This is a genomic window from Mucilaginibacter sp. SG538B, from assembly GCF_013376065.1.
Lineage (GTDB): Bacteria > Bacteroidota > Bacteroidia > Sphingobacteriales > Sphingobacteriaceae > Mucilaginibacter > Mucilaginibacter rubeus.
Genome location: NZ_JABMJI010000001.1, coordinates 663966 through 687140 on the forward strand (window position 1 = coordinate 663966; position 23175 = coordinate 687140).

11 protein-coding genes are annotated in these 23175 nt (G+C 44.3%); 10 read left to right on the forward strand and 1 reads right to left on the reverse strand.

Annotated elements, in window-relative coordinates; translation table 11 throughout:
• Window positions 1–2 precede the first annotated feature (2 nt).
• From FHW88_RS02675 to FHW88_RS02705, 7 genes are all read left to right on the forward strand, one after another.
• A complete protein-coding gene (locus FHW88_RS02675) occupies window positions 3–2810 on the forward strand; it encodes a glycosyl hydrolase family 95 catalytic domain-containing protein (RefSeq protein ID WP_176622956.1) in 2808 nt (935 codons plus the stop codon).
• A 192-nt stretch (window positions 2811–3002) separates the two neighbouring features.
• Complete coding sequence (locus tag FHW88_RS02680) at window positions 3003–6671, forward strand: malectin domain-containing carbohydrate-binding protein (protein ID WP_255485197.1); 3669 nt, start codon at window positions 3003–3005, stop codon at window positions 6669–6671.
• 9 nt (window positions 6672–6680) lie between these two features.
• Entirely contained in the window at window positions 6681–9455 is a 2775-nt protein-coding gene (locus FHW88_RS02685; RefSeq protein WP_176622960.1) for an alpha-L-rhamnosidase, read from the forward strand.
• The gene (locus FHW88_RS02690; RefSeq protein WP_176622962.1) at window positions 9452–10573 is read left to right on the forward strand and encodes a glycosylase; all 1122 of its coding nucleotides are present in this window, start codon (window positions 9452–9454) and stop codon (window positions 10571–10573) included. The genes FHW88_RS02685 and FHW88_RS02690 overlap by 4 nt, the downstream gene beginning before the upstream one ends.
• Window positions 10570–12996 (forward strand): beta-galactosidase GalB, encoded by a 2427-nt coding sequence (gene galB, locus FHW88_RS02695; protein ID WP_176622964.1) that lies wholly within the window; start codon window positions 10570–10572, stop codon window positions 12994–12996. The genes FHW88_RS02690 and galB overlap by 4 nt, the downstream gene beginning before the upstream one ends.
• A gap of 479 nt (window positions 12997–13475) precedes the next feature.
• The gene (locus FHW88_RS02700) at window positions 13476–15032 is read left to right on the forward strand and encodes a sodium:solute symporter (RefSeq protein WP_176622966.1); all 1557 of its coding nucleotides are present in this window, start codon (window positions 13476–13478) and stop codon (window positions 15030–15032) included.
• 10 nt (window positions 15033–15042) lie between these two features.
• Window positions 15043–15969: a dihydrodipicolinate synthase family protein gene (locus FHW88_RS02705; RefSeq protein ID WP_176622968.1), complete on the forward strand. Its 927-nt coding sequence runs from the start codon at window positions 15043–15045 to the stop codon at window positions 15967–15969.
• 85 nt (window positions 15970–16054) lie between these two features.
• Here the strand turns inward: FHW88_RS02705 and FHW88_RS02710 are convergent, their stop codons facing one another.
• Window positions 16055–16948, reverse strand: a complete 894-nt coding sequence (locus FHW88_RS02710) for an AraC family transcriptional regulator (RefSeq protein ID WP_090531643.1) — start codon at window positions 16946–16948, stop codon at window positions 16055–16057.
• Between the two features lie 434 nt (window positions 16949–17382).
• Between FHW88_RS02710 and FHW88_RS02715 the strand changes: the two genes are divergently transcribed.
• From FHW88_RS02715 to FHW88_RS02725, 3 genes are all read left to right on the forward strand, one after another.
• On the forward strand, window positions 17383–18048 hold the full coding sequence (locus FHW88_RS02715) for a DUF3826 domain-containing protein (RefSeq protein ID WP_176622970.1): 666 nt from the start codon (window positions 17383–17385) through the stop codon (window positions 18046–18048).
• A 106-nt stretch (window positions 18049–18154) separates the two neighbouring features.
• Window positions 18155–21340 carry a SusC/RagA family TonB-linked outer membrane protein gene (locus FHW88_RS02720; RefSeq protein ID WP_176622972.1) on the forward strand — a complete coding sequence of 1062 codons (3186 nt, stop codon included), beginning with the start codon at window positions 18155–18157 and terminating at the stop codon, window positions 21338–21340.
• 12 nt (window positions 21341–21352) lie between these two features.
• Window positions 21353–23161 (forward strand): RagB/SusD family nutrient uptake outer membrane protein, encoded by a 1809-nt coding sequence (locus FHW88_RS02725; RefSeq protein WP_176622974.1) that lies wholly within the window; start codon window positions 21353–21355, stop codon window positions 23159–23161.
• Window positions 23162–23175: the final 14 nt, after the last annotated feature.

Below are 23175 nucleotides of genomic sequence, written 5' to 3' on the forward strand. Positions count from 1 at the left end.
TTATGAATAGCAGGAAGGGTTTATGTATTGCGATTTTATTGTTTGGAGTTGTACAGGTTTTTGCCCAACAGCCCCTGAAGCTTTGGTATAAACAACCTGCCCAGAAATGGACTGATGCCTTACCCATTGGCAATGGCCGCATTGGGGGCATGATTTACGGCGGCCTTACTGAAGACCATATCCAATACAACGAACAAAGCCTATGGACAGGCGGCCCGCGCGACTATAACCACAAAGGCGCCGTGAAATATCTGGAACCTATCCGCAAGCTCCTTGCAGATGGTAAGCAAGCCGAAGCAGAGGCCCTGGCCCAGCAGCATTTTATGGGGATGAAGAGCAATGAAGCCACTTATGCGGTTGATTCGGCGAAATGGTTCAATATGATGAGTTCGTATCATTTACCGCAGGACGTGTTATTTCATGATAATAATCTCAGAACTATCAATTTGCCAATTGAACAGGGCTGGGAAATAACACCCGGTTTTGAAGGTTTGGATGGAGCAGTTTGGTTTATTAAGTATTTTAATATTCCTTCTGGTTGGAAAGGAAAAAATATCGTAATTAGTTTAGGCAGGATACGTGATATAGATCGAACCTGGCTTAACAGAGATTACATCGGCACAACATCGGGTAACGCTTACAGGAAATACATTATCCCTTCTGATAAGGTACATATCGGCGAAAACAGGATCGCTGTACAGGTAGTTAATTTTTACGATAAAGGTGGATTTACAAGCAACGCTAAAACTTTATCGGTTTATCCCGGAGGAAGTGAAAGTGATGCGATTAGTTTGGCCGGTCAATGGAAATATTTTATCCAGGATGATAGCCCACCCGCATATCCCCGTTACAATGCCGATTACCAACCATTTGCCGATCTGTACCTGCAATTTCCCAAACAGGATGTAGCCAATTATAAACGTGATCTTGATCTTGCAAATGCCACCTCCCATGTAAGCTATAAAGCCGAGGGTGTTACCTACACTCGTGAGTATTTCAGCAGTGCGCCCGATCAGATGATGGCCGTACATCTTACTGCCGATAAGCCGGGTAAAATTACGTTGAAGGCGTTAATGAGCAGTCTGCATAGAAACTATGTAACCCGTAAAATTGATGACTATACACTCGCGCTGTCTTTAAAAGTAAAAAGTGGTGTTTTGCGTGGCGTAAGTTATCTGCATGTACAGGCGGCGGGTGGTAAGGTTGTAGTGGATTCAAAAAACATATCGGTTACTGGAGCTAACGAGGCTACATTTTACCTCACAGCTGCAACCAATTTTAAAAACTATCACAATGTCTCGGGCAATCCCGAGGCTATCTGTAAGGCTCAGATTGCAGCTCTATCGCATAAAAGCTATGCCGTCATTAAAGCTGCCCACATCAAAGATTATCAAAAGTATTTCAATACTTTTTCTATTGATTTAGGTAAAGGTGAAAACGCGGAGCTGCCAACAGACGAAAGGATCCTGAAGTTTAGCCAGTCGCCCGATCCTTCGTTTATTAGTTTGTACGCGCAATATGGCAGGTATTTACTGATCTCCTCATCCCGACCGGGTGGCGGTCCGGCGAATTTGCAGGGTTTGTGGAATAACCTGCTTACACCACCATGGGGTAGTAAGTTCACCACCAATATCAACCTCGAAATGAATTATTGGCCTGCCGAAGTACTTAACTTATCGGCTTGCAGTCAGCCGTTTTTTAGTATCGCTGATGATCTCGCCAAAACCGGACATGAAACGGCGGTTGAATACTATGGTGCACCGGGCTGGGTATTGCATCATAATACGGATTTGTGGCGCGGCACTGCACCTGTTAACGCTTCCAATCATGGCATTTGGGTTAGCGGCGCTGCCTGGCTTTGCCACCAGTTATGGGAACATTATTTGTATACCGGCGATAAGGATTTTCTGCAAAAACGGGCTTATCCCGAAATGAAGGGTGCAGCCGAGTTCTTTGTGCATTCTTTGGTGAAAGATCCTAAAACCGGTTACCTCATCAGCACGCCATCCAACTCGCCGGAGCACGGAGGTTTGGTTGCTGGACCAACAATGGATCACCAGATCATCCGCGATCTCTTCAAAAACTGCATGGAAGCTGCCAAAGTGTTGAATATCGATAAGGCGTTTGCCGATACATTAAAACTCAAATACAGCCGGATAGCACCTAATAAAATCGGCAGGTACGGCCAGTTACAGGAATGGCTGGAAGATAAGGACGATACCACGGATACCCACCGGCATGTTTCGCATATGTGGGGTGTCTATCCCGGCACTGAGATCTCGCTCAAAACTCCCGAACTGTTAAAGGCTGCCGAACAATCTATGAAATACCGCCGGGATGAAGGCACTGGCTGGAGTATCGCCTGGAAAGTAAACATCTGGGCGCGGATGCACGAGGGGGATCATGCTTATTTGATGTTAACTAAACTACTGTCGCCCGCGGATGTAACCTCGGGTAAGGAGAAAGGCGGCGTTTACCATAACCTGTTCGATGCGCATCCGCCGTTCCAAATTGATGGAAATTTTGGCGGCGCCGCAGGTTTGGCCGAAATGCTTTTACAAAGTCAGGGTGATGTTATTGAACTGCTTCCAGCTTTGCCAACTGCATTACCGCAAGGTAGCATCAAAGGTATTTGCGCAAGAGGTGGTTTTATGCTGGATTTTGAATGGCAAAATGGGCGCTTGAAAAGTCTGCAGGTAATCTCCAAGCTGGGTAAAACTTGCCGGTTAAACTACGCCGGAAAGATCATCAATATTGAAACTCAAAAAGGTAAAAGCTATCGCTTTGACGCCGATCTGAAACAATTGTAAAAGATGGGTGAAACTCAAAAATATCACAGCGAAATTACTGGAAAAGAACAATCTGTTTTGGGATTGTGCAATTCCTATCTTGAGAGAATAATAGCCCATAAAAAGACAATAGTTGGGTTTAAAGCGCCGGGGGCTGCGCGATTCCCTCCCCTGGGAGGGTGTAGGGAGGGGTTTCAGCGAAATGCCTTGTCGTTGCAAAGGCGTATAAACCCCTCCCTGCCAACACGCAATCCTAACGCGCCCCTCCCAGGGGAGGGAATTGCCAATTCATTGACTATTACTCTTGAGAGGAGCAGAGAGGAGTGTTTCTCTTTTTTAAAACTGATCGCCTCGCTGCTGTTTTTGCTCCTTTTTTCTCATAGTTCCCTTCTCGCACAGCGTAATGATATCTCATTAAATACCAACTGGAAAAGTATTGCCGATGATAACAACCCAAAAGCGAATGCCGGTTTTGAGCAAGCCGGTTTTAATGATGCCCAATGGGAAACAGTAAACGTACCCCATAACTGGGACATCTACGGAGGCTATCGCCGCCTGAAACATGGCAACCGGCATGGCTCTGCATGGTACCGTAAAACATTCGCTCTTGAAAATAAGCAAAATGATAAGCGCTATTTCCTTTGGTTTGAAGGCGTTGGTTCTTACGCTACAGTCTGGCTCAACTGCAAGCAGGTAGGCTACCACGCCGGCGGACGCACATCTTTTACAATTGATATAACGGATGCTATCAAAGCAGGCAAACAAAACCTGTTATGCGTTAAGGCCGATCACCCTTCGTTTATTAAAGATCTGCCCTGGGTTTGCGGTGCCTGCTCTGATGATCCGGGCTTTTCGGAGGGTTCGCAGCCGATGGGTATTTTCAGACCGGTGCATTTGATGGTCACAAATGCCGTCAGGATTGAGCCTTTTGGTGTACATATCTGGAATGATACTACCGTGCGTGAAAGATCGGCCACGCTTAATCTCGAAACTGAAGTTAAAAACTACAGTGGTAAGCCGTCTGCAATAACCTTGACAAACAGCATGGTTGATGCCGCTGGCAAAACTATCGCGCAAGCAAAAGCAAAAAAAATATTAAAAGCCGGTGAGGTTAATACAGTAAGTCAACAATTTTCCGATGTTAAAAACGTGCAGCTATGGACATTAGAAAAACCTTACCTGTATCATGTAGTAACGGAAATTTGGGCCGATGGAAAATTGATTGACAGAACTCAAACCTCTTACGGTATCCGGTGGATTAGCTGGCCAATTGGCAGAAATAATAACGACAATCGTTTTTATCTCAATGGCAAACCTGTTTTTATCAATGGCATTGCTGAATATGAACACCTGATGGGTAAAAGTCAGGCTTTTGAAGCCGAGGAGATCAAAGCCAGGGTAATGCAGGTAAAAGCAGCTGGTTTTAATGCTTTTCGGGATGCTCATCAGCCTCATAACCTCGCCTATCAGCAGTATTGGGATAAGCTGGGCATTTTATGGTGGCCGCAATATTCGGCACATATCTGGTATGATTCGCCGGAGTTCAGGGCCAATTACAAAGCTTTACTGGTTGATTGGGTAAAGGAGCGGCGCAACAGTCCTTCGGTGATATTATGGGGATTACAGAACGAAAGCAAGTTACCGGCTGATTTTGCCCGCGAATGCAGCGATCTCATCCGTAAGCTTGACCCCACAGCCTCATCGCAACGCAAAATAACAACCTGCAACGGCGGAGAAGGCACCGATTGGGACGTGCCCCAAAACTGGACAGGCACTTACGGAGGTAATCCGCTCACCTACGGCGATGACTTGAAAAAACAAATTTTAGTGGGGGAATACGGCGCATGGCGTAGTTTAGGTTTACATACCGAAGGCCCTTTCAATGCAAACGGGCCCCTGAGTGAAGATCGCATGACCCAATTGATGGAAACTAAAGTCCGCCTGGCCGGGTCTGTAAAAGATCAGGTGGCCGGGCATTTTCAGTGGCTGCTCTATTCGCATGAAAACCCCGGTCGCACACAAGGCGGCGAGGGACAGCGTGAGCTCGATAGGGTAGGGCCAATTAATTACAAAGGCTTGTTTACGCCCTGGGGGCAACCAACCGATGCTTTTTACATGTACCGGGCTAATTATGCGCCTAAAGGTAGCGAGCCGATGGTTTACATTGTATCGCATACCTGGCCAAACCGCTGGCTTACTCCGGGTAAAAAGGATAGTATCATTGTTTACTCCAACTGCGACGAGGTTGAGCTTTTCAATGATATTAACCACGAATCTTTAGGCAAAAGAAAGCGGAGGGGCATAGGCACACATTTTCAATGGGATAGCGCGGATATCAAATACAATGTGTTGTACGCCGTAGGATATGTTAATGGCAAGCTGGTAACACATGATGAAATTATGCTGAACCATCTGCCACAAGCGCCCCATTTGCCAAAAGAGAATCCTGCTATCCTGAAACCCGAAGCTGGTTACAACTATTTGTACCGCCTCAATTGCGGCGGACCGGATTATGCCGATACCTACGGCAATACCTGGATGGCCGATAAACATCAGGATAATCAACACCAACCCGGCTCCACATCATGGACGGATGATGATCCGGGTATGCCCCAGTTTTTTGCCAGTCAGCAACGCACTTTCGATAGAATTGGTAATACGGCTGATGATGCTTTGTTCCAGACTTTCAGGTATGGTTTGGATAAATTGAAATTCAACTTCCCGGTGCCGGACGGTGATTATCATATCGAACTATATTTTACCGAACCCTGGTATGGTACAGGCGGCGGAATGGATTGTTCAGGCTGGCGTTTATTTGATATAGCTGTGAACGGCAAAACCATGATCCGTAATCTGGATATCTGGAAAGAAGCAGGATACGACAAGGCGCTTAAAAAAAGTATCACTGCGCATGTTACAGGCGGGATGCTAACCGTATCTTTTCCAAACGCAGCAGCAGGTGAGGCGATCATATCAGCTATAGCCATCAGTACTTTAAATAAGACGGCAAAGCCACAACAAGGAGGCAAAGGAATAATCGGTCAATTGCAAGGCAATAATAAATGGACGATAAAAAGCTGGATGGATATCGGCCAAAAACAATATACTGATGCCGGGGTAACCTTTAATGATCTGCCTCCCATATTTTACGGGGCCGATTGGATAAGCCCCACCCAACCCTCACCGGAAGGGAGGGCTTTAAAAGTCTCCCCTACCGGGGGAGATTTAGAGGCGGCTTTTACTTTAAATGCTGATGCCGATGTTTACGTTGCCATGGATGTGCCCGCCTTGCAACGACCAGCATGGCTTGCTGATTATGAAAATACCGGCTTGTTTGTAAAAACAGATGCTGATGGAGGCCATCAGCTACCTGTTTACAGGAAGCGTTTTAAAAAGGCTGATGTAGTTACGTTAGGCGAAAACAAAGGCAGGTTCATGTACACCGTGGTAGTACTGCCCGTTACTTCGCTACAACCTGCTACCGATCTTCGTAAAACCATAAGTTATAAGGCGGAGACGGCTGAGATAAAAGGCGATGGCTTAAAAGCCGACACGCTGAACGGAAAAAAAGTAATTAAATTTAACAGCGTGGCAAGCGGCAGTGTGGCATTCGCGTTAACACCGGGTGTTGCCGATCTGTACGCCTTGCGCATAAAATATTATAACCAGAGCAATCAAACTTTTACGGCAAAAATGCAATTACTGGCCGCCGATGGTACGGTGATGAAGGAAGAAGAGCTGAGTTTTAAACCGGTTGCCAAAAATAAATCGGGCACGGTTGCAACCAATACGGGCACAAGTATCAACGCGGGTAATTATAAGCTGGTAATCACGGGCATTAAGGCTGATGGTTTGGCTGTTTCGGGTATCGAAATGCAATAAAATATTAACATGAAAAAAAGTATCAGCCTGCTGTTTTTGTTACTGCCCTTCGGCGCTTTTGCGCAAAGCCTGAAGGTTTTAAACCTGCAATGCGAGTACAAAACCAATCCGTGGGGTATCGAATCGCTTAAGCCAAAGCTAAGCTGGCAAATACAAAGCGATACCCGTAACACCATGCAAACCGCTTACAGGGTTTTGGTTGCCGGTGACGTGGCTAAACTGGCAAGCAACAATGCTGATATCTGGGATTCGGGCAAGGTACTTTCAAACGCGTCGCTACAGGTTTCGTGCATTGGTAAACCTATGCAGGCAGCCAAAACTTATTACTGGAAGGTAATGGTTTGGGACAACCATGGTAAAGCGTCGGCATGGAGCAATACCGCCAGCTGGCAAATGGGCTTGCTTACAAAAAGAGACTGGAACGGTGCCGACTGGATTGCTTATGACAGATTACCCGATTCTTCGGCTATTGTGCCGTTTTATCATGGTAAAGGACCAAAAAAACTGGGAGTGGCCAATGATGTTTTGCCTTTAATGCGCAAGGCTTTCAATGTTGAGGCCAAATTGAAAAAAGCCACGCTTTATTTGTGCGGGTTAGGTCATTTTGAGCTGAACCTGAACGGTAAGAAAGTGGACGATCATTTCCTTGATCCCGGGTGGACAAAATATGATAAACAGGCACTATATGTGCCTTTTGATGTAACTAAGCAGCTTACCGCCGGAAAAAATACCATAGGCGTAATGCTGGGCAACGGGTTTTACTATATCCCGCGCGACAGGCGTTACCGCAAGCTTACCGGTGCTTTTGGCTATCCTAAAATGATCTGTCGTTTAATATTGGAGTATGACAATGGAAAGATAGACAATGTGGTGAGTGATGGTTCATGGAAAACCGCACCCTCGCCGGTTACTTTCAGCAGTATTTATGGAGGTGAGGATTATAATGCCAATTTGGAACAACCGGGCTGGGATACCAACAACTTTGATGATTCTAAATGGCGCAATGTGGTCAAGGTTGACGGCATACCCGGGCTGAGCGCGCAAATGGCGGAGCCTTTGAAGATCATGCAGGTGTTGAAGCCTCGAAGTAAAAAGCAACTGGCTAATGGTGCATGGATCTATGATTTGGGCCAGAACTTTTCAGGAACCCCGCAAATTACTGTGCAAGGTAAAAAGGGGGATACCATTCGTATTATCCCTGCCGAATTGCTGAATGAGGACGGCAGCGCAAATCAGAAAGCCTCGGGTAGTCCGCATTATTATGATTACGTGTTGAAGGGCGATGGTGTTGAAACCTGGCATCCCTTGTTTACTTATTACGGTTTCAGGTATTTGCAGGTGCAGGGTGCTGTTCCGCAAGATGAAACCAATGCCCAACAACAGCCTGTAATTGTTGATATCAAAGGATTGCACACCCGTAACTCAGCTGAAACGGTGGGAAGCTTTGTCAGCTCAAATGAGCTGTTTAACAAAACGTTTAAACTGATTGACTGGGCCATGAAAAGCAATATGGCCAGCGTGTTTACCGATTGTCCTCACCGCGAAAAATTGGGCTGGTTGGAGGAAGCACATCTGGTTGGCAGTTCCCTGCATTACAATTATGACATCGTAGGTCTGGCACGTAAGTGTATCAACGATATGCGTATCTCCCAAACAGAAGATGGGTTAATCCCTGAGATCTCACCCGAATATGTAAAGTTTGACGAGCCTTTTCGCGATTCGCCTGAGTGGGGGAGCAACGCGGTGATCCTGCCATGGTATGTGTACCAGTGGTACGGCGATAAAGAGGTGCTTGCGCAGAACTATGATATGATCAAGCGTTACCTGGCCTATCTCGATAAAAAATCAAAAAATCATTTGCTGTATCAGGGGTTGGGCGATTGGTATGATCTTGGTCCAAATCCTCCCGGCGTTTCGCAGTTAACACCACAAGGAATTACGGCAACTTCGCTGTATTATTATGACCTTGATATAGCCGGAAAAATAGCTACGCTGCTTGGCAAAAACGATGATGCCGCATCTTACAGGAAACTGGCTGATGAAGTAAAACAGGCCTATAACAAAACGTTTTTTAATACTGACACTAAACAATACGGCACAGGCAGTCAGGCGGCCAACGCTATGTCGGTTTATACCGGTTTGGTTGAGCCACAATATAAAGCAGCTGTAGTGAATAATATCGTAAAAGATATCCGCGGCAGAGGGAATGCCCTTACCGCAGGGGACATCGGTTATCGCTACCTGTTACGGGTTTTGGATGATGAAGGCCGCTCGGATGTGATCTATGATATGAACAGTCGTGCCGATGTGCCGGGCTATGGTTATCAACTGGCTCACGGTGCCACTGCCTTAACCGAATCGTGGGCGGCATTGCCTTCGGTATCCAACAACCATTTTATGTTGGGGCACCTGATGGAGTGGTTTTACAGCGGCCTGGCCGGGATCCGTCCGGCAGATGATGCCATCGCATTTAATAAAATCGAGATCAGGCCCGAAACTGTGGGCAATGTAACCTGGACTAAGGCTAATTATAAATCGCCCTATGGCAATATTTCAAGCAGTTGGGAGAAGGGGCGGGGGCAGTTTAAACTGGAGGTAAGTATCCCGGCAAATACTACTGCAAGTATCTTTCTGCCCGTAAAAAATAATGCGACTATAATGGTCGACGGGCAAAATATCAAAACCCGTCATGATATCAAATTTGTAGGTTATCACGATGGGAAGGCAGAGATCAAGGCTGGTTCAGGCAACTATACATTCATCGCCAAATTAAAACTAAAATGAGACACATTTTTAAATCATCTGCACTCCTTATCTGCACTTTGTTACTACTTAGGGCACATGCCCAGGAAGTACCCGAAAAGGTGATGAAAGATATTTACGAGCAGGTTAAAACGCCTTACAAATATGGCCTGGTGATAGCTCCGGAAGATAATAGCCAGAAGGCTGATTGCCCTACGGTTTTTCGCCAGGGTGACAGCTGGTATATGAGCTATATTATTTTTAACGGTCGCGGTTATGAAACCTGGCTGGCCGATAGTAGGGACCTGCTGCACTGGAAAACACGGGGCCGCATCCTTTCATTTTCGGATGATACTACCAAATGGGACAATAACCAAAAAGCCGGTTATGTCGGTTTGCAGGATTATAAATGGGGCGGCTCGTACAAATTGCAGCAGTATAATGGCAAATATTGGTTATCGTATTTTGGCGGGCAAAGCAAAGGCTATGAGAAAGGTTTGCTATCCGTAAGTGTGGCTTCTACCGATAAAGATCCGGGTACGGTTCACGAGTGGCAGGGATTAGATCACCCGGTATTGTCAAGTATTGATAAAGATGTAAGCTGGTGGGATAACCACACGCAATACAAACAAACCGTGATCTGGGATAAAAAGAAGCTAACCGGTCACCCGTTCATTATGTACTACAACGCCAATGGCGACAGCGTTAATAAAAAGCGAGGAGCGGAGCGCATTGGCATGGCTGTGTCTGATGATATGCTGCACTGGAAACGCTTCGGTAAAGACCCGGTATTGAATCACGGCGACGGTATTACCGGCGACCCGTACATTCAGCAAATAGGAAATGTATATGTCATGTTTTATTTCGGCGCTTTCTGGAAAACCGGCGACTCAGGCGTGTTTAACCGCTTTGCCTGCTCGTATGACCTGGTGCACTGGACTGATTGGACAGGGGAGAAGCTCATTCAATCGTCCGAACCTTATGATAACATGTTTGCCCATAAATCGTGTGTGGTAAAATATAAAGGCGTGGTTTATCACTTTTATTGCGCCGTAAACAAAGCCGATCAGCGTGGTATAGCGGTAGCTGTATCAAAAGATCTGGGTAAAAGCGAACTGAACTTTGTTGCGGCGCCTTTAAAGAAAAGCAAAACGAAATGAGGTTCCGTTATCTATATACACTGTGTTTAACGCTTTTCGTGGCTGGTTTTGCATCTGCTCAAAACGTGCGCAAAACAGAAAGTTTTAACTCCAACTGGAAGTTTTTTTTAGGTGACGATTCGACGGCGAACAATGTAAAATATGATGATAGCCGCTGGCGAAAGCTTGATTTGCCGCATGACTGGAGCATTGAAGGTAAATTCGACAGTAAAAACCCTACTACACAGGCTGAAGGCGGATTGCCAGCCGGCATTGGCTGGTATCGTAAAAGCTTTTTGATCCCTGCATCATCAAAAACAAAAACTATTCTCATTGATTTTGACGGCGTTTTTCATAACAGCGAAGTTTGGATAAACGGCCATTATTTAGCCAAACGGCCTAACGGCTATATCTCGTTCAGGTATGATTTAACGCCTTACCTTAAATTCGGTACACAACAAAATGTGATTGCCGTTCGGGTAGATAACAGCGATCAGCCCAACTCACGCTGGTATACAGGTTCGGGCATTTACCGCAATGTTTGGCTAACCACTGCCAATAAAATCCATCTGCCGCAATGGTCGTCATTTATAACCACGCCGCAGGTTGATCATCAAAAAGCAGAGATTTATATTCGTACGGTTTTGCCGGTTTCTGTTAACTCAAAGTTTAAGCTTAAAGCTTCTGTTTTGGATGATAATGGCAAGATTGTTGGATCTGTCACTACCACCGTAAAGGACACTATAATTCAGCAAAGCATTCAGGTAAACAATCCTCAATTATGGTCGATAAATCACCCTTATCTGTATAAAGTAAAGCTGCAGTTGTTAGCGGCTGATAAGGTTATCGACGATTACACAACTACTACCGGGATCCGTTATTTCAACTTCGATGCAGACAAAGGATTTAGCCTGAATGGTGAGCCGATGAAAATTCATGGCGTATGCCTGCACCATGACCAGGGGGCTTTGGGCACGGCTGTTAATACCCGTGCAATTGAGCGGCAATTGCAGATCTTAAAAGATATGGGCTGTAATGCTATCCGCACCTCGCATAATCCGCCCGCACCCGAGTTGCTTGACCTGTGTGATAAAATGGGTTTCCTGGTAATGGACGAGGCTTTTGATATGTGGAAGAAGAAAAAAAGCAAACATGATTATCACGAGGATTGGGACGAGTGGCACGTAAAGGACCTGCAAGACCAGGTTTTGCGCGACCGGAACCATCCGTCCGTTTTTGCCTGGAGTATTGGTAACGAAATAAGGGAACAGTTTGATAGTACAGGTGTAAGTATTGGTCGCGAGCTGGTTAAAATTGTAAAGCAACTGGATAATACCAGGCCGGTTACATCGGCACTGAGCGATGCCGATCCTAAAAAGAATTTCATTTATCAGTCGGGCGCGCTTGACCTAATTGGCTTAAATTATCACCAGGAGGTTTATGCAGATTTTAAGAAAAACTACCCCGGTCAAAAGTTTATCGGTACCGAAAATATGTCGGCCCTGGCAACAAGGGGGCATTATGATATGCCGTCGGATAGTATCAGACGCTGGCCCAAAGATGGCAAAACACCTTTGAAGGATGGCAATGCTGATTTGACGGTATCAGCCTACGATAATGTTTCAGCCTATTGGGGCTCAACGCACGAGGAAACCTGGAAGATCATCAAAAAGTATGATTTTCTTTCAGGGCTTTTTGTGTGGACAGGCTTTGATTACATCGGCGAACCAACCCCGTACTTATGGCCGGCCCGCAGTTCGTACTTTGGCATTGTTGATTTGGCCGGTTTTCCGAAAGATATTTATTACATGTACCAAAGCGAGTGGACAAATAAGCCGGTTTTACATCTTTTACCGCACTGGAACTGGAAACCCGGACAAATGATTGATGTATGGGCTTATTACAACAATGCCGATGAAGTAGAAGCATTTCTGAATGGCAAGTCGATAGGTGTGAGGAAAAAAAATGGCGAAGATCTGCATGTGATGTGGCGTGTGAAATATGAACCGGGAGTTTTGAAAGCGGTATCGCGCCGTAATGGTGAAGTGGTGTTGGCAACGGAAGTGGTTACAGCGGGCGAGCCTTATAAAATACAGCTAAAAGCAGATCGGGATAAAATTAAAGCCGATGGTAAAGATCTTTCGTACATTACCGTATCTGTTTTGGATAAAAACAACGTTCCGGTGCCCGATGCTAATCAGTTGGTGAAATTTAAAGTAACCGGGCAGGGAATACTAAAAGGTGTGGATAACGGTTCACAAACAGATCTGGAACCTTTTGTATCTGATCAGCATCACCTGTTTAATGGTTTGGGATTGGCTATTATTCAATCTAAAGCTGTTGCCGGGGAAATTACCATTACTGCTACGGCTGGTGGACTGAAACCGGCTCACTTAATTATTGAAAGTAACCGTATCGCTTTTAAATTACAATTACAAAAATAAAAAGTGAATATGAAGTCCTTAAAAATAGTTTCAGGTGTAGTTTTTATAATTATAGGAGTTCTTTTCTTTATCTTTTTAAGAATGCTGAATGACCCGGAAATTGAAGGTGAATCTGGAAGGATCGGTTTAGATACATATTTCATTTCCCTTATCCCCATAACAATAGGTCTGATTATTTTATTCTTTAAAAAAAAGTGAAAAAAATTGCAGCCGCCGCTTGGCTCCGGCTGAGTGGCAGCTATCAAGCGGCCTCTGGCCGCCGTAAACAAGTGTGGTGTATACCGGCCGGAGGCCGGAGAATAGTTGCCACTCAGCCGGAGCCAAGCGGCGGCGTTTTTTGTTTGTATATTTATTTGTTGGTGATAATATCCTACAATAGCAGGCGAAAATATTACAGTAAAGGCTAACAGCAGTACGTTACATTTGTTATGCAATTTATAAACCATAACATTAAATTTACTGTACTACCCGATTAACGCATGAAAGTGTTGCCCGTGTTAGATTTTACCATTATAGGTATTTACCTTATAGCTATGGTGCTGGTGGGTTTTTATTTTTCGCGTAAAAATAAAAATGCCGAGCAGTTCACCGTTGCATCTGGTTTAATACCGGGCTGGGCTATCGGTTTATCAATTTATGCTACTTTTTTAAGCAGTAACACCTTTTTAGGGGTACCCGGCAAAGCCTACGGCGGCAACTGGAACGCTTTTGTGTTTAGCTTATCGATGCCATTTGCAGCCTGGATAGCCGTAAAATATTTTATACCATTTTATCGTAATACCGGCAATATTTCAGCCTATACACATTTCGAAAAACGCTTTGGTCCATGGGCCAGGGTTTATGCGGTTATTTGTTTTTTGCTTACGCAGATAGCCCGCATGGGATCTGTATTTTTTGGTATAGCGTTAAGTCTGCAGGCGCTTACCGGTCTGTCTATGAAGTCCATTATGGTGGTAATGGGAATCTCTATTATCCTGTACACAGTATCAGGAGGGATCAAAGCTGTGATCTGGACAGAAGTCGTGCAGGCCATCATCAAGACTTTAGGAGCGCTGCTGATCATTTATTTGGTCGTAAACAGCATCCCCGGCGGCTTTGATAAGATCGTAGAAATTGGCAAAGCTGATCACAAATTCAGTCTGGGTAGTTTTTCATTGAACCTTACCGAACCAACTTTTTGGGTGATCCTGTTCTACGGTTTCTTCATCAATCTAAATAATTTTGGGATGGATCAAAATTATATCCAGCGTTATCATGCGGCTACATCTACTAAGCAGGCTGCCAAATCAGTTTGGCTTTGTGTTGGTATTTATGTGCCGGCATCTTTTCTGTTTTTTGTAATAGGGTCATGCTTATATGCTTACTACAGCCAGCATCCTGATCTGATCTTAAGCCTTAAGCACCAGGTAGCTATCGAGCGCCTGCCTGCAACGGCTTCGGCAACCGATGTTTCGGCATTTATGAACAAATTAACCCCTGCCGATTACGGTGATAAGATCATGCCGCATTTTATGGTTACCAAAATCCCGGCAGGATTGGTTGGTATTATTGTAGCTGCTATTTTATCAGCTGCCATGAGCACCATCAGTTCGGGCATGAACTCATCAGCTACCGTTTTTACCATCGACATTTACAAACGGTACTTTAAGCCGAAACTCAATGATAAAAATACATTGAACGCCCTGCACATTGGTACCGTACTTTTTGGCTTTGCGGGTATGGCCGCCGGGATAGCCATGATAGGGGTAAAAAGCATTCTTGATTTATGGTGGCAGCTTTCGGGGATTTTTGCAGCAGGTATGCTCGGTTTGTTTTTGCTGGGCATTATCAGCAGGCAAACCCGTAACCATGAGGCCATCATTGCCAGTATCATAGGTGTTTTGGTGATCCTTTGGCTTACTTTTCCGTCACTCATTCCCGAGCAATACGCCGTTCTTCGCAGTACGCTCAATACCAACATGATCATTGTTGCGGGTACCCTCGCTATATTTTTAACGGGAATATTTTTAACCAAAACAAGGCAGTTAACAGTTTAATAATCATCAAATGGAACAATCAAAAAAGGGTTTTATCCCGGTAATGTTAACGCCTTTTAAAGATAACGGTGCTATTGATTATGCAGCGCTGACCCGCTTAACCGAAATGTACCTGCGCGCGGGTGCGGCTGGTGTGTTTGCCAATTGCCTGTCGAGCGAAATGTTTGAATTGAGTGGTGAGGAGCGGTTAGCAATTATCAAACACGTGGTTGAAACTGTTGACGGCGCTGTTCCTGTCGTGGCCACCGGTACCTTTGGCGGGCCAATTGAAAAACAAGCCGATTTTATAAAAAAGGTATATGATACAGGTACTTCGGCGGTGATTGCCATTACAAGTTTGCTGGCTGATGCCGATGAACCGGATGCTGTACTTAATGACCGTGTTTTTGAACTGTTCAATCATACTGAAAATATCCCTTTAGGCTTTTACGAATGCCCGGTGCCATACAAAAGGTTATTATCGGCAGAACAGCTTCATCATTTTGCAGCAACAGGCAGGGTAATATATCATAAAGATACCTGCCTTAAAATTGACGTGGTAAAACAGAAATTGGAGGCAAGCAAAGTTAATCCGGCGTTTGGGCTGTATGATGCTTATATGGTTCACGCGGTTGAATCACTTATAGCAGGTTCGGCCGGGTTGTCATGCATTCAGGGAAATTTTTTTCCGGAGCTTATTGTTTGGTTGTGTGATCATTATGCCGATGCATCGCGGCAGCATGAGGTTGCCATGGTGCAGGAATTTTTAACCGAAAACATGGATGTAATGCACAATGTTTACCCGGTTATTGCTAAATATTATCTTACTAAACGTGGGCTTAAAATTACAACCACCACCCGGCGCGATGTTGGTTACTTTTCGCCGGCCATCCGCAATAAAATAGAAGATCTGTACGCTAATTACACTACACTTCAAAGTGAGATCGGTATCTATTAGTCTTAAGTCGAAAGCCTTAAGTTCTAAGTAAGAAGTCATGATTTGACTTAAGACTTTCGACTAAGGACTTGAGACTTAACAAAAATCAAGCAGAAATTGCCTGCTTTTGTCCTTTAATATACCGGCGTTTATACTCAAGCGGAGTCATGCCGGTTACCCTTTTAAAATGACGGTAAAAGTTTGAAATGTTGTTGTAACCACATTCAAAGCACAAAACCTCGGTGGGTAATTTGTCCTCAATCAAAAACCGGCAGGCATGACTGATCCTGATCTCGGTTAAAAAATCAAAATACGTTTTCTTGGTCATCAGTTTAAAATACCGGCAAAAGGAGGTGACACTGAGGTTGCCAATGGCCGCTATTTTTTCCAGGCTGATCTCCTGTTTATAGTTGGCCAGCGTATAGGAGCATACTTTATTAAGGCGGATAGTATCCGATTCGTTTGATTGGTGGAAGTCGCTGTGCGATAATGTTATCGGTTCAAAGTCCTCGTTTTCGGCCAGCACTTTAAGTATCGATAGCAGGATAATGATCCTGTCGAGGTTGGTAGCTTCAGCCGCCTGCCGCATCAGTTTGGCCAGCTCGGTTCTTGCTTCACCCTTAATTACCATACCACTTTTGGCCTTTTCAAAAAGCTTGGGCAACATGAACGCTTCAGGTAAGTTTAACAAATAACGACCAAGGCAGTCGGGCAAAAAATGGATCACGATCACCTCAACATTCAATCCGGATTCGGGCAAAAAATATTCATCCTTGCAGCGCCAGCAGTGTGGTAGGGCCTCTCCCAGCAATGTGATTTCGCCTGGCGAAAAATTGCTGATATTATCACCAATAAACCTAACCCCTTCGCCCTTTATTACGTAGTGTAATTCAAGCTCGGGATGGTAGTGCCAGATACCCCGGAAGGTGGGCAAAATATCATGCCTGATACTGAATGAATTTTGCGGTTTAACCGCAACCTTGAGAAAATGGGGCTTCATTTTGTAAAAATCAATAAAGATTAGCAGGTGAGCGGACAATTAAGTATGCGTCGCGCTGGTTTATATTTTAAAAGTAGTAATTTTTAATCAAACTCAATTTGCACCAATGTAATTTTCTTTTGACAAAAAATTACGTTAACACGAAAAGCGGGTTATGATAAGATTGTATAATAAATAGATAAATACAAATAGGAAAGGCAAAGGCTAACCATTGATATTTGTTAAAGCAACTTGTAAATCAGGCTGCAGGATACCAGGAAATATAAACCAATAAAATTAATTATACTTTTTATCAGGCTTTTAGAACTGACAAGATTTTAACAGTTGATTAATTGTGATATGAACAATTAATTGTGTAAAAAATGGCAGGATACTATATACTTTTTTTAAGGCTTTTATAAAAACTGTAAAGAATTTAACCAATTGAAACAACCATGAAACACTTTAAATACATAGTGATATTGTTATTATCAGTTGCAATCAGTGAGGCTTTCGCGCAGGCACCAGTGGATAACAACTACATAAAAGTTATAACCGAACGTTCAAACAAAATTATTACAGGAGCAGGCATCACCGACTCGGTAAAATTTAAGAAAGTGCGTGATATTGTAGTTGCCCAGTACAGTGATTTGAACACCATTTATGATGCGCGTAAAGCGAAAGTAAATGATATTAAAACCCAGATGCCCGATGATAAAGCAGGTGCCAATGCCAAAATCGCCCTTGTAGATAGTAATGTGGCTAAGCAGGTTAAGGTTTTACATACCTCATATATCAATAAGCTGAATAAGGAATTAAGCGCTGATGAGGTTGATAAAATAAAAGACGGTATGACCTACCGCATTTATCCAATCACTTATACCGCTTACCAGGATGAAATACCTACCCTTACCGGGGAGCAAAAAGACAAAATTAAAGGATGGCTGCTTGAAGCCAGGGAGAATGCTATAGATGCCGAATCGGCAGAGAAAAAACATGCCTGGTTTGGGAAGTTTAAGGGCCGCATTAATAATTACCTATCCGCACAGGGCTACGATATGAAAAAGGAGGGTGAAGAGTGGCAAAAACGGATCAAAGAGCGGCAGGCAGCAAAACAATAATTTTTGAACTAACCTAAATATCCCGGTATCATGAAATAAGCTTTAGCCGGGCAAACCAATTATACTAATTAATTAACCTGATCATGAAAATTAAATTATCAAGTTTATGAGAAAACTTTTCCTCTTACTTTCGGTGTTGCTGTGCTTAGGCAGCGCGCTAAAAGCCCAGGACCGTAATATAACAGGTACGGTTACGGACGAAAAAGGTGCTCCCCTGCCAGGGGTTGCCATCCAGGTAAAGGGCAGTACTACAGGTACTATCACCAATGCCGATGGTAAATATTCAATTAAGGCTACTAATCTGCAGGCCATTGTGGTTGGGGCTAAATTTCTTGGATACAATTACCAGGAAAAAACACTGAAGATTGGCGAAATGAATGCCGACTTTAAAATGGTACCATCACAAAATGCCCTCGATGAGGTTGTGGTAGTAGGTTACGGTACTCAAAAGAAGGTCCACTTAACAGGTGCTGTTGCCGCGGTGGATATGAAAACTATCCAGGATATACCAACCACTAATCTTGCTGCCGCATTACGCGGAACCAATGCTGCGGTAAGTGTTACCGGTGGTATTGCAAGGCCAGGCCAAAGCGGAACCATCACTATCCGTAACCCAGTCTTTCTGGCAAAGAATGGTGGAAGTACAACACCATTGTACATTATTGATGGTGTACAACGTAGTGAAGCAGATTTCAACCTGCTTGATCAAAGTGAGGTGGAGAACATTTCGATATTGAAAGATGCTGCCGCTGCCATATACGGTATTTTAGGCGCGAATGGCGTTATCGTTGTAACAACCAAACGCGGCCAGGCCGGCGGGCCAAAGGTAAGCTTCAGTTCATCAGTAGGTATTGCCGATGCAATTCAGCTTCCTAAAATGATGTCGGGCTTTCAGATGGCTACTTATTTGAATGATATTGAGCAAACCAGGTATAACCACACCATAACACCCGAAGGTTATATCAACGGCGATTTAAGCAATAAAGACTTAAAATATTATACGCCTGATGAGCTTGAGTATTTTAAAGCTAATAACCAAAATTTCCTGGAGCAGGCGTTTAAACCGGCAGTAACCAGCAGGAACGCGCTTAGCATAACCGGCGGTAATGATAAGGTTACCTATTTTGCAGGTGCCAACTATGTTAACCAAAACTCTAACTTTAAAGGGGTAAATACCAACCGCTTCGGCTTCAGGGCCAGTGTTGATGCAAAAGTGGCGAAAGGTTTAAAACTGTCATTGTCATTGAGCGAAGATCTTGCCAAAAGCAAAATTTACTGGTATAAACTATCAAGTACCAGCGAAAGCCCCGATAACGACTTTCTGTCGCTTAACCAGGCACCACCATGGCAAAAATATTTTATCGACGGGCATCCTGTATATTTAGGAACCAGCAATAACGATAACCTTAACTTTTTTGCTGTTCAAAATTCTAACAACTACACAGGTAACAATAACACTGTATTTAATGGTTTAGCCAATTTGAGTTACGAAATTCCGGGTATTAGCGGCTTAACTGCCAATGTTAGCTACAACCGTAATCTTAATAATGCCTTTAACAAGCAATATGGCTCAACGTTTTATTACAACCAATACTCGGGCGAAGGCGACAATAACCATATTCCGGGAGGAACTGTGGTAGGCGTAAAAGCTATTAAAAATGGCGACAGGGTGCGCCTTACCCCTACAATGGCAGATAATTACCAGTTCAACGCCAACCTTACTTACCATAAACGTTTTGGGGCGCATGAAATTACTGCACTGGCTTTGTATGAGCAATATGAGTCATATAGTGAAGGTGTAGCTGCCGAAGCCGACGGAGTAATTGTAGGCGGAAAAGATAACCAAACATTCACCATCGGTGATCAATCGTCAAACCAGGCCACATTGGTGAAGGAATATGGCCGTAAAGCTGTTGCAGGTAGGATAAATTATGCCTACGCCGATAAATACCTGGTTGAATTGGCCATGAGGGCGGATGCCAATACCAACTTTGCACCGGGCCACCAGTGGGGATATTTCCCTTCGGCTTCAGCAGGCTGGGTAGTTTCAAAAGAAAACTTCTTTAAATCAGTAAGCTTTGTTGATCTTTTGAAATTCAGAGGTTCGGTAGGTTTGTTGGGTTCTGATAATACACCGTCATTCTTATACGCGGTTAACTACCAGTTTGGTACCGGCAACAAAGGCGGTGCTGTTTTCGGCGGCAATAGCGACAGGGGCCTCGGCGCACTGCTAAATATCGCTATCCCGAACGCTAATTTAACCTGGGACCATGACCTGAAAACAAACTACGGTTTAGATGCCGCTTTCCTGGGTAACCGCTTATCAGTTTCGGCCGATTATTTCTGGGAGCACCGCTATGATATGCTTGCATCGCTGAACACTTCAGTTCCTGTAACTATAGGCGCAGCGCCATCTGCCGAAAATTATGGTATTGTCAATACTTTCGGATACGAGATCTCTGTAAGCTGGAAAGACAAAATCGGTTCTAATTTTAGCTATAATTTTAGCCCGTTCTTTTCCTGGAGTGATAATAAATACATTAAATACGATATCGCTGCAGCGCAGGTGGGTACCATTCAGGATTTGACCGGTAAATCAAGCGATCAGGGAACACTGGGATACAAATCACTCGGTATTATCCGTACACAAGCCGATGCCGACGCGATCATTGCAGAAAGGGCCGCAGCAGCTGGTGGCGCGCAAAACGTTAAGATTTTTGGTTACGTGCCTTCACCTGGTATGATCAATTACGTTGACAAAAACGGCGACGGTGTTATCAAACAAAACGATCTCAACGACCAGTTTTATTTAGGTAAGAAATCATCAAACCACTACAATCTTGGTCTGAACTTTGGCGGTGCGTATAAAACTTTAAGCTTAAATGTGGTTATGGGAATGAGCTGGGGTGGCAACCAATCAATTGAGAGCGCCGCCATTAAACAAGCCACGGCTAACCAGAACAGGCCTGTATTCTGGGCCGATCACTGGACCCCATCTAATCCAAATGCTAAATATCCCGACCCTTATTACTCGGACGATGTGAGTGCTACAAGTGATTTTTGGTTTGTTAGCCCCTTCACCTGGAATATCTCCAGTGCTAACTTAAGCTATACCCTGCCTGCTTCCATCACCAAAAGGCTCGGCATGTCAAGCATAAGGGCGTATGTGGTAGCTACAAACCCAATCAACTTTGTAAACCCGTTCCCCGAACATTATCGTGATATTTCATCACCATTTGGGGCATATCCCAACTTACGCACAGTATCTTTTGGTTTAAACTTAGGCTTCTAAACTTTGAAAGACATGAAATTATTTAAAACCATATTTGCAGCTTTGATCGTATCAGCCCTGTTTACAAACTGTAAAAAAGTGCTTGATAAGGAAGATCTTACACACAGCACCCCCGGTCAGATTTTTAATGACTCAACGGTGGCTATTTTAAACATCAATTACCTGTATACAGCAAACCAGCCTGGCTGGTTTGGCGATACCGGCGGCGCTATTGGCAGCGGGGGCGACAAATGCGACGAATTTTACAGCGATAACGCATACGTAAAAGGCACGGTTACCATCGAAACTGTTGGTGACATCGGTACCTCGGTGAATATCAGCAATAACTACGGCCGGATCCGTAACATTAACCAAACCCTGCAGGATCTCGACGCCAGCACCTTGCCTGCCTCTACCAAAAACAGGTATAAAGCACAGGCTTATTTTTGGAGGGCTTTCAGGTATTTTGACCTGGTAAGGTTATATGGAGGTGTTCCATTGGTATTAAAACCGCTTGATGCTATTGGTCAGGACGCCAAAAACGCGGCGCTTTTGCCTCGTAACAAAACCTCAGAATGTTTTAAACAAATTGTGAGCGATCTGGACAGCTGCATAAAATATCTGCCCGCCAAATGGAGTGGCAGCGATTACGGTCGTATTTCATCGGCTGCTGCTGCTGCGTTTAAAGGAAGGGTGTTGCTAACGTATGCAAGTCCTCAGTTTAACCCCAGCAATGATGCGGCCCGCTGGCAAACAGCTGCTGATGCCAATGATAAGGCAATGCAGATATTGTCCGCTAATAACTACGGTTTAAACCCTTCGTATGACAATATGTGGTTTACCGAAAACAGCAGCAATCCGGAAGCAATTTTGATAACAGGTTTTAACACATCATCAACCGATCAAAACCAGAATAACAATACCTATGATAACGCGACTCGTCCGGCCTATTTAGGTACTAAAGGCGGCTCCAATCAACCTACATGGGATATTGTAAAATCATACCCGATGCTTGACGGAAAAGCACCAGGTACCTCCTTAAAGTATACATATGATGATGCAAAGTTTTTTGATAACCGCGATCCAAGGTTTAACAAAACTATTGCCTACAACGGTTGTAACTGGCCTATAAACGGCAATAGCTCTTATCGTTTGTGGACTTACTTTTATTACAATAAAGCGGATGGTTCCGGTGTTAAAACCACTGAACCGGCATCAGCAACAGGCTCAGGTTTCTACCTGCGCAAAGCTATTGACCCTAACGTCAGTGTGGCAAATACACCATATGTTGGTACAGATTGGATGGAGATCCGTTATGCCGAAGTTTTATTGAACCAGGCCGAATGTGCCGCCGCGTTAGGTAACGTAACTACCGGTTATACCAATATTGCCGCCATCAGGAAACGCGCGGGTATTGAAGCTGGTGCTGATAACCTGTACGGTTTAGACGCAGGTATGAGCCCTGACCAGATGATCAACGCTATCATGAATGAACGTAAAATTGAATTTGCCTTTGAAGGTAAACGCTATTGGGACCTTCGTCGCCGTAAACTGCTCGAAAGTACATTGAACGGTAAAAAGAGAACGGGGCTTACAGTTACCCTTAATAACAACGCAAGCGGTAAAGATTATCTTACCGGTACAAGAGATGCTTTAGCAGCTGCATCATTGGATGCCCTGTACAGCACATCTTTCACCGTTAAAACTAAAACTATGGATTCTTATAACATTGCGGTTCAGTCGGGCGATTACTTTTTCGGGATCCCTTCGGCGGCATTGTTAAATAATATCAATTTACAGCAAAATAACACCTGGGGTGGGCCGTTTGATCCGCTTCAATAATAAATTAATTGAAC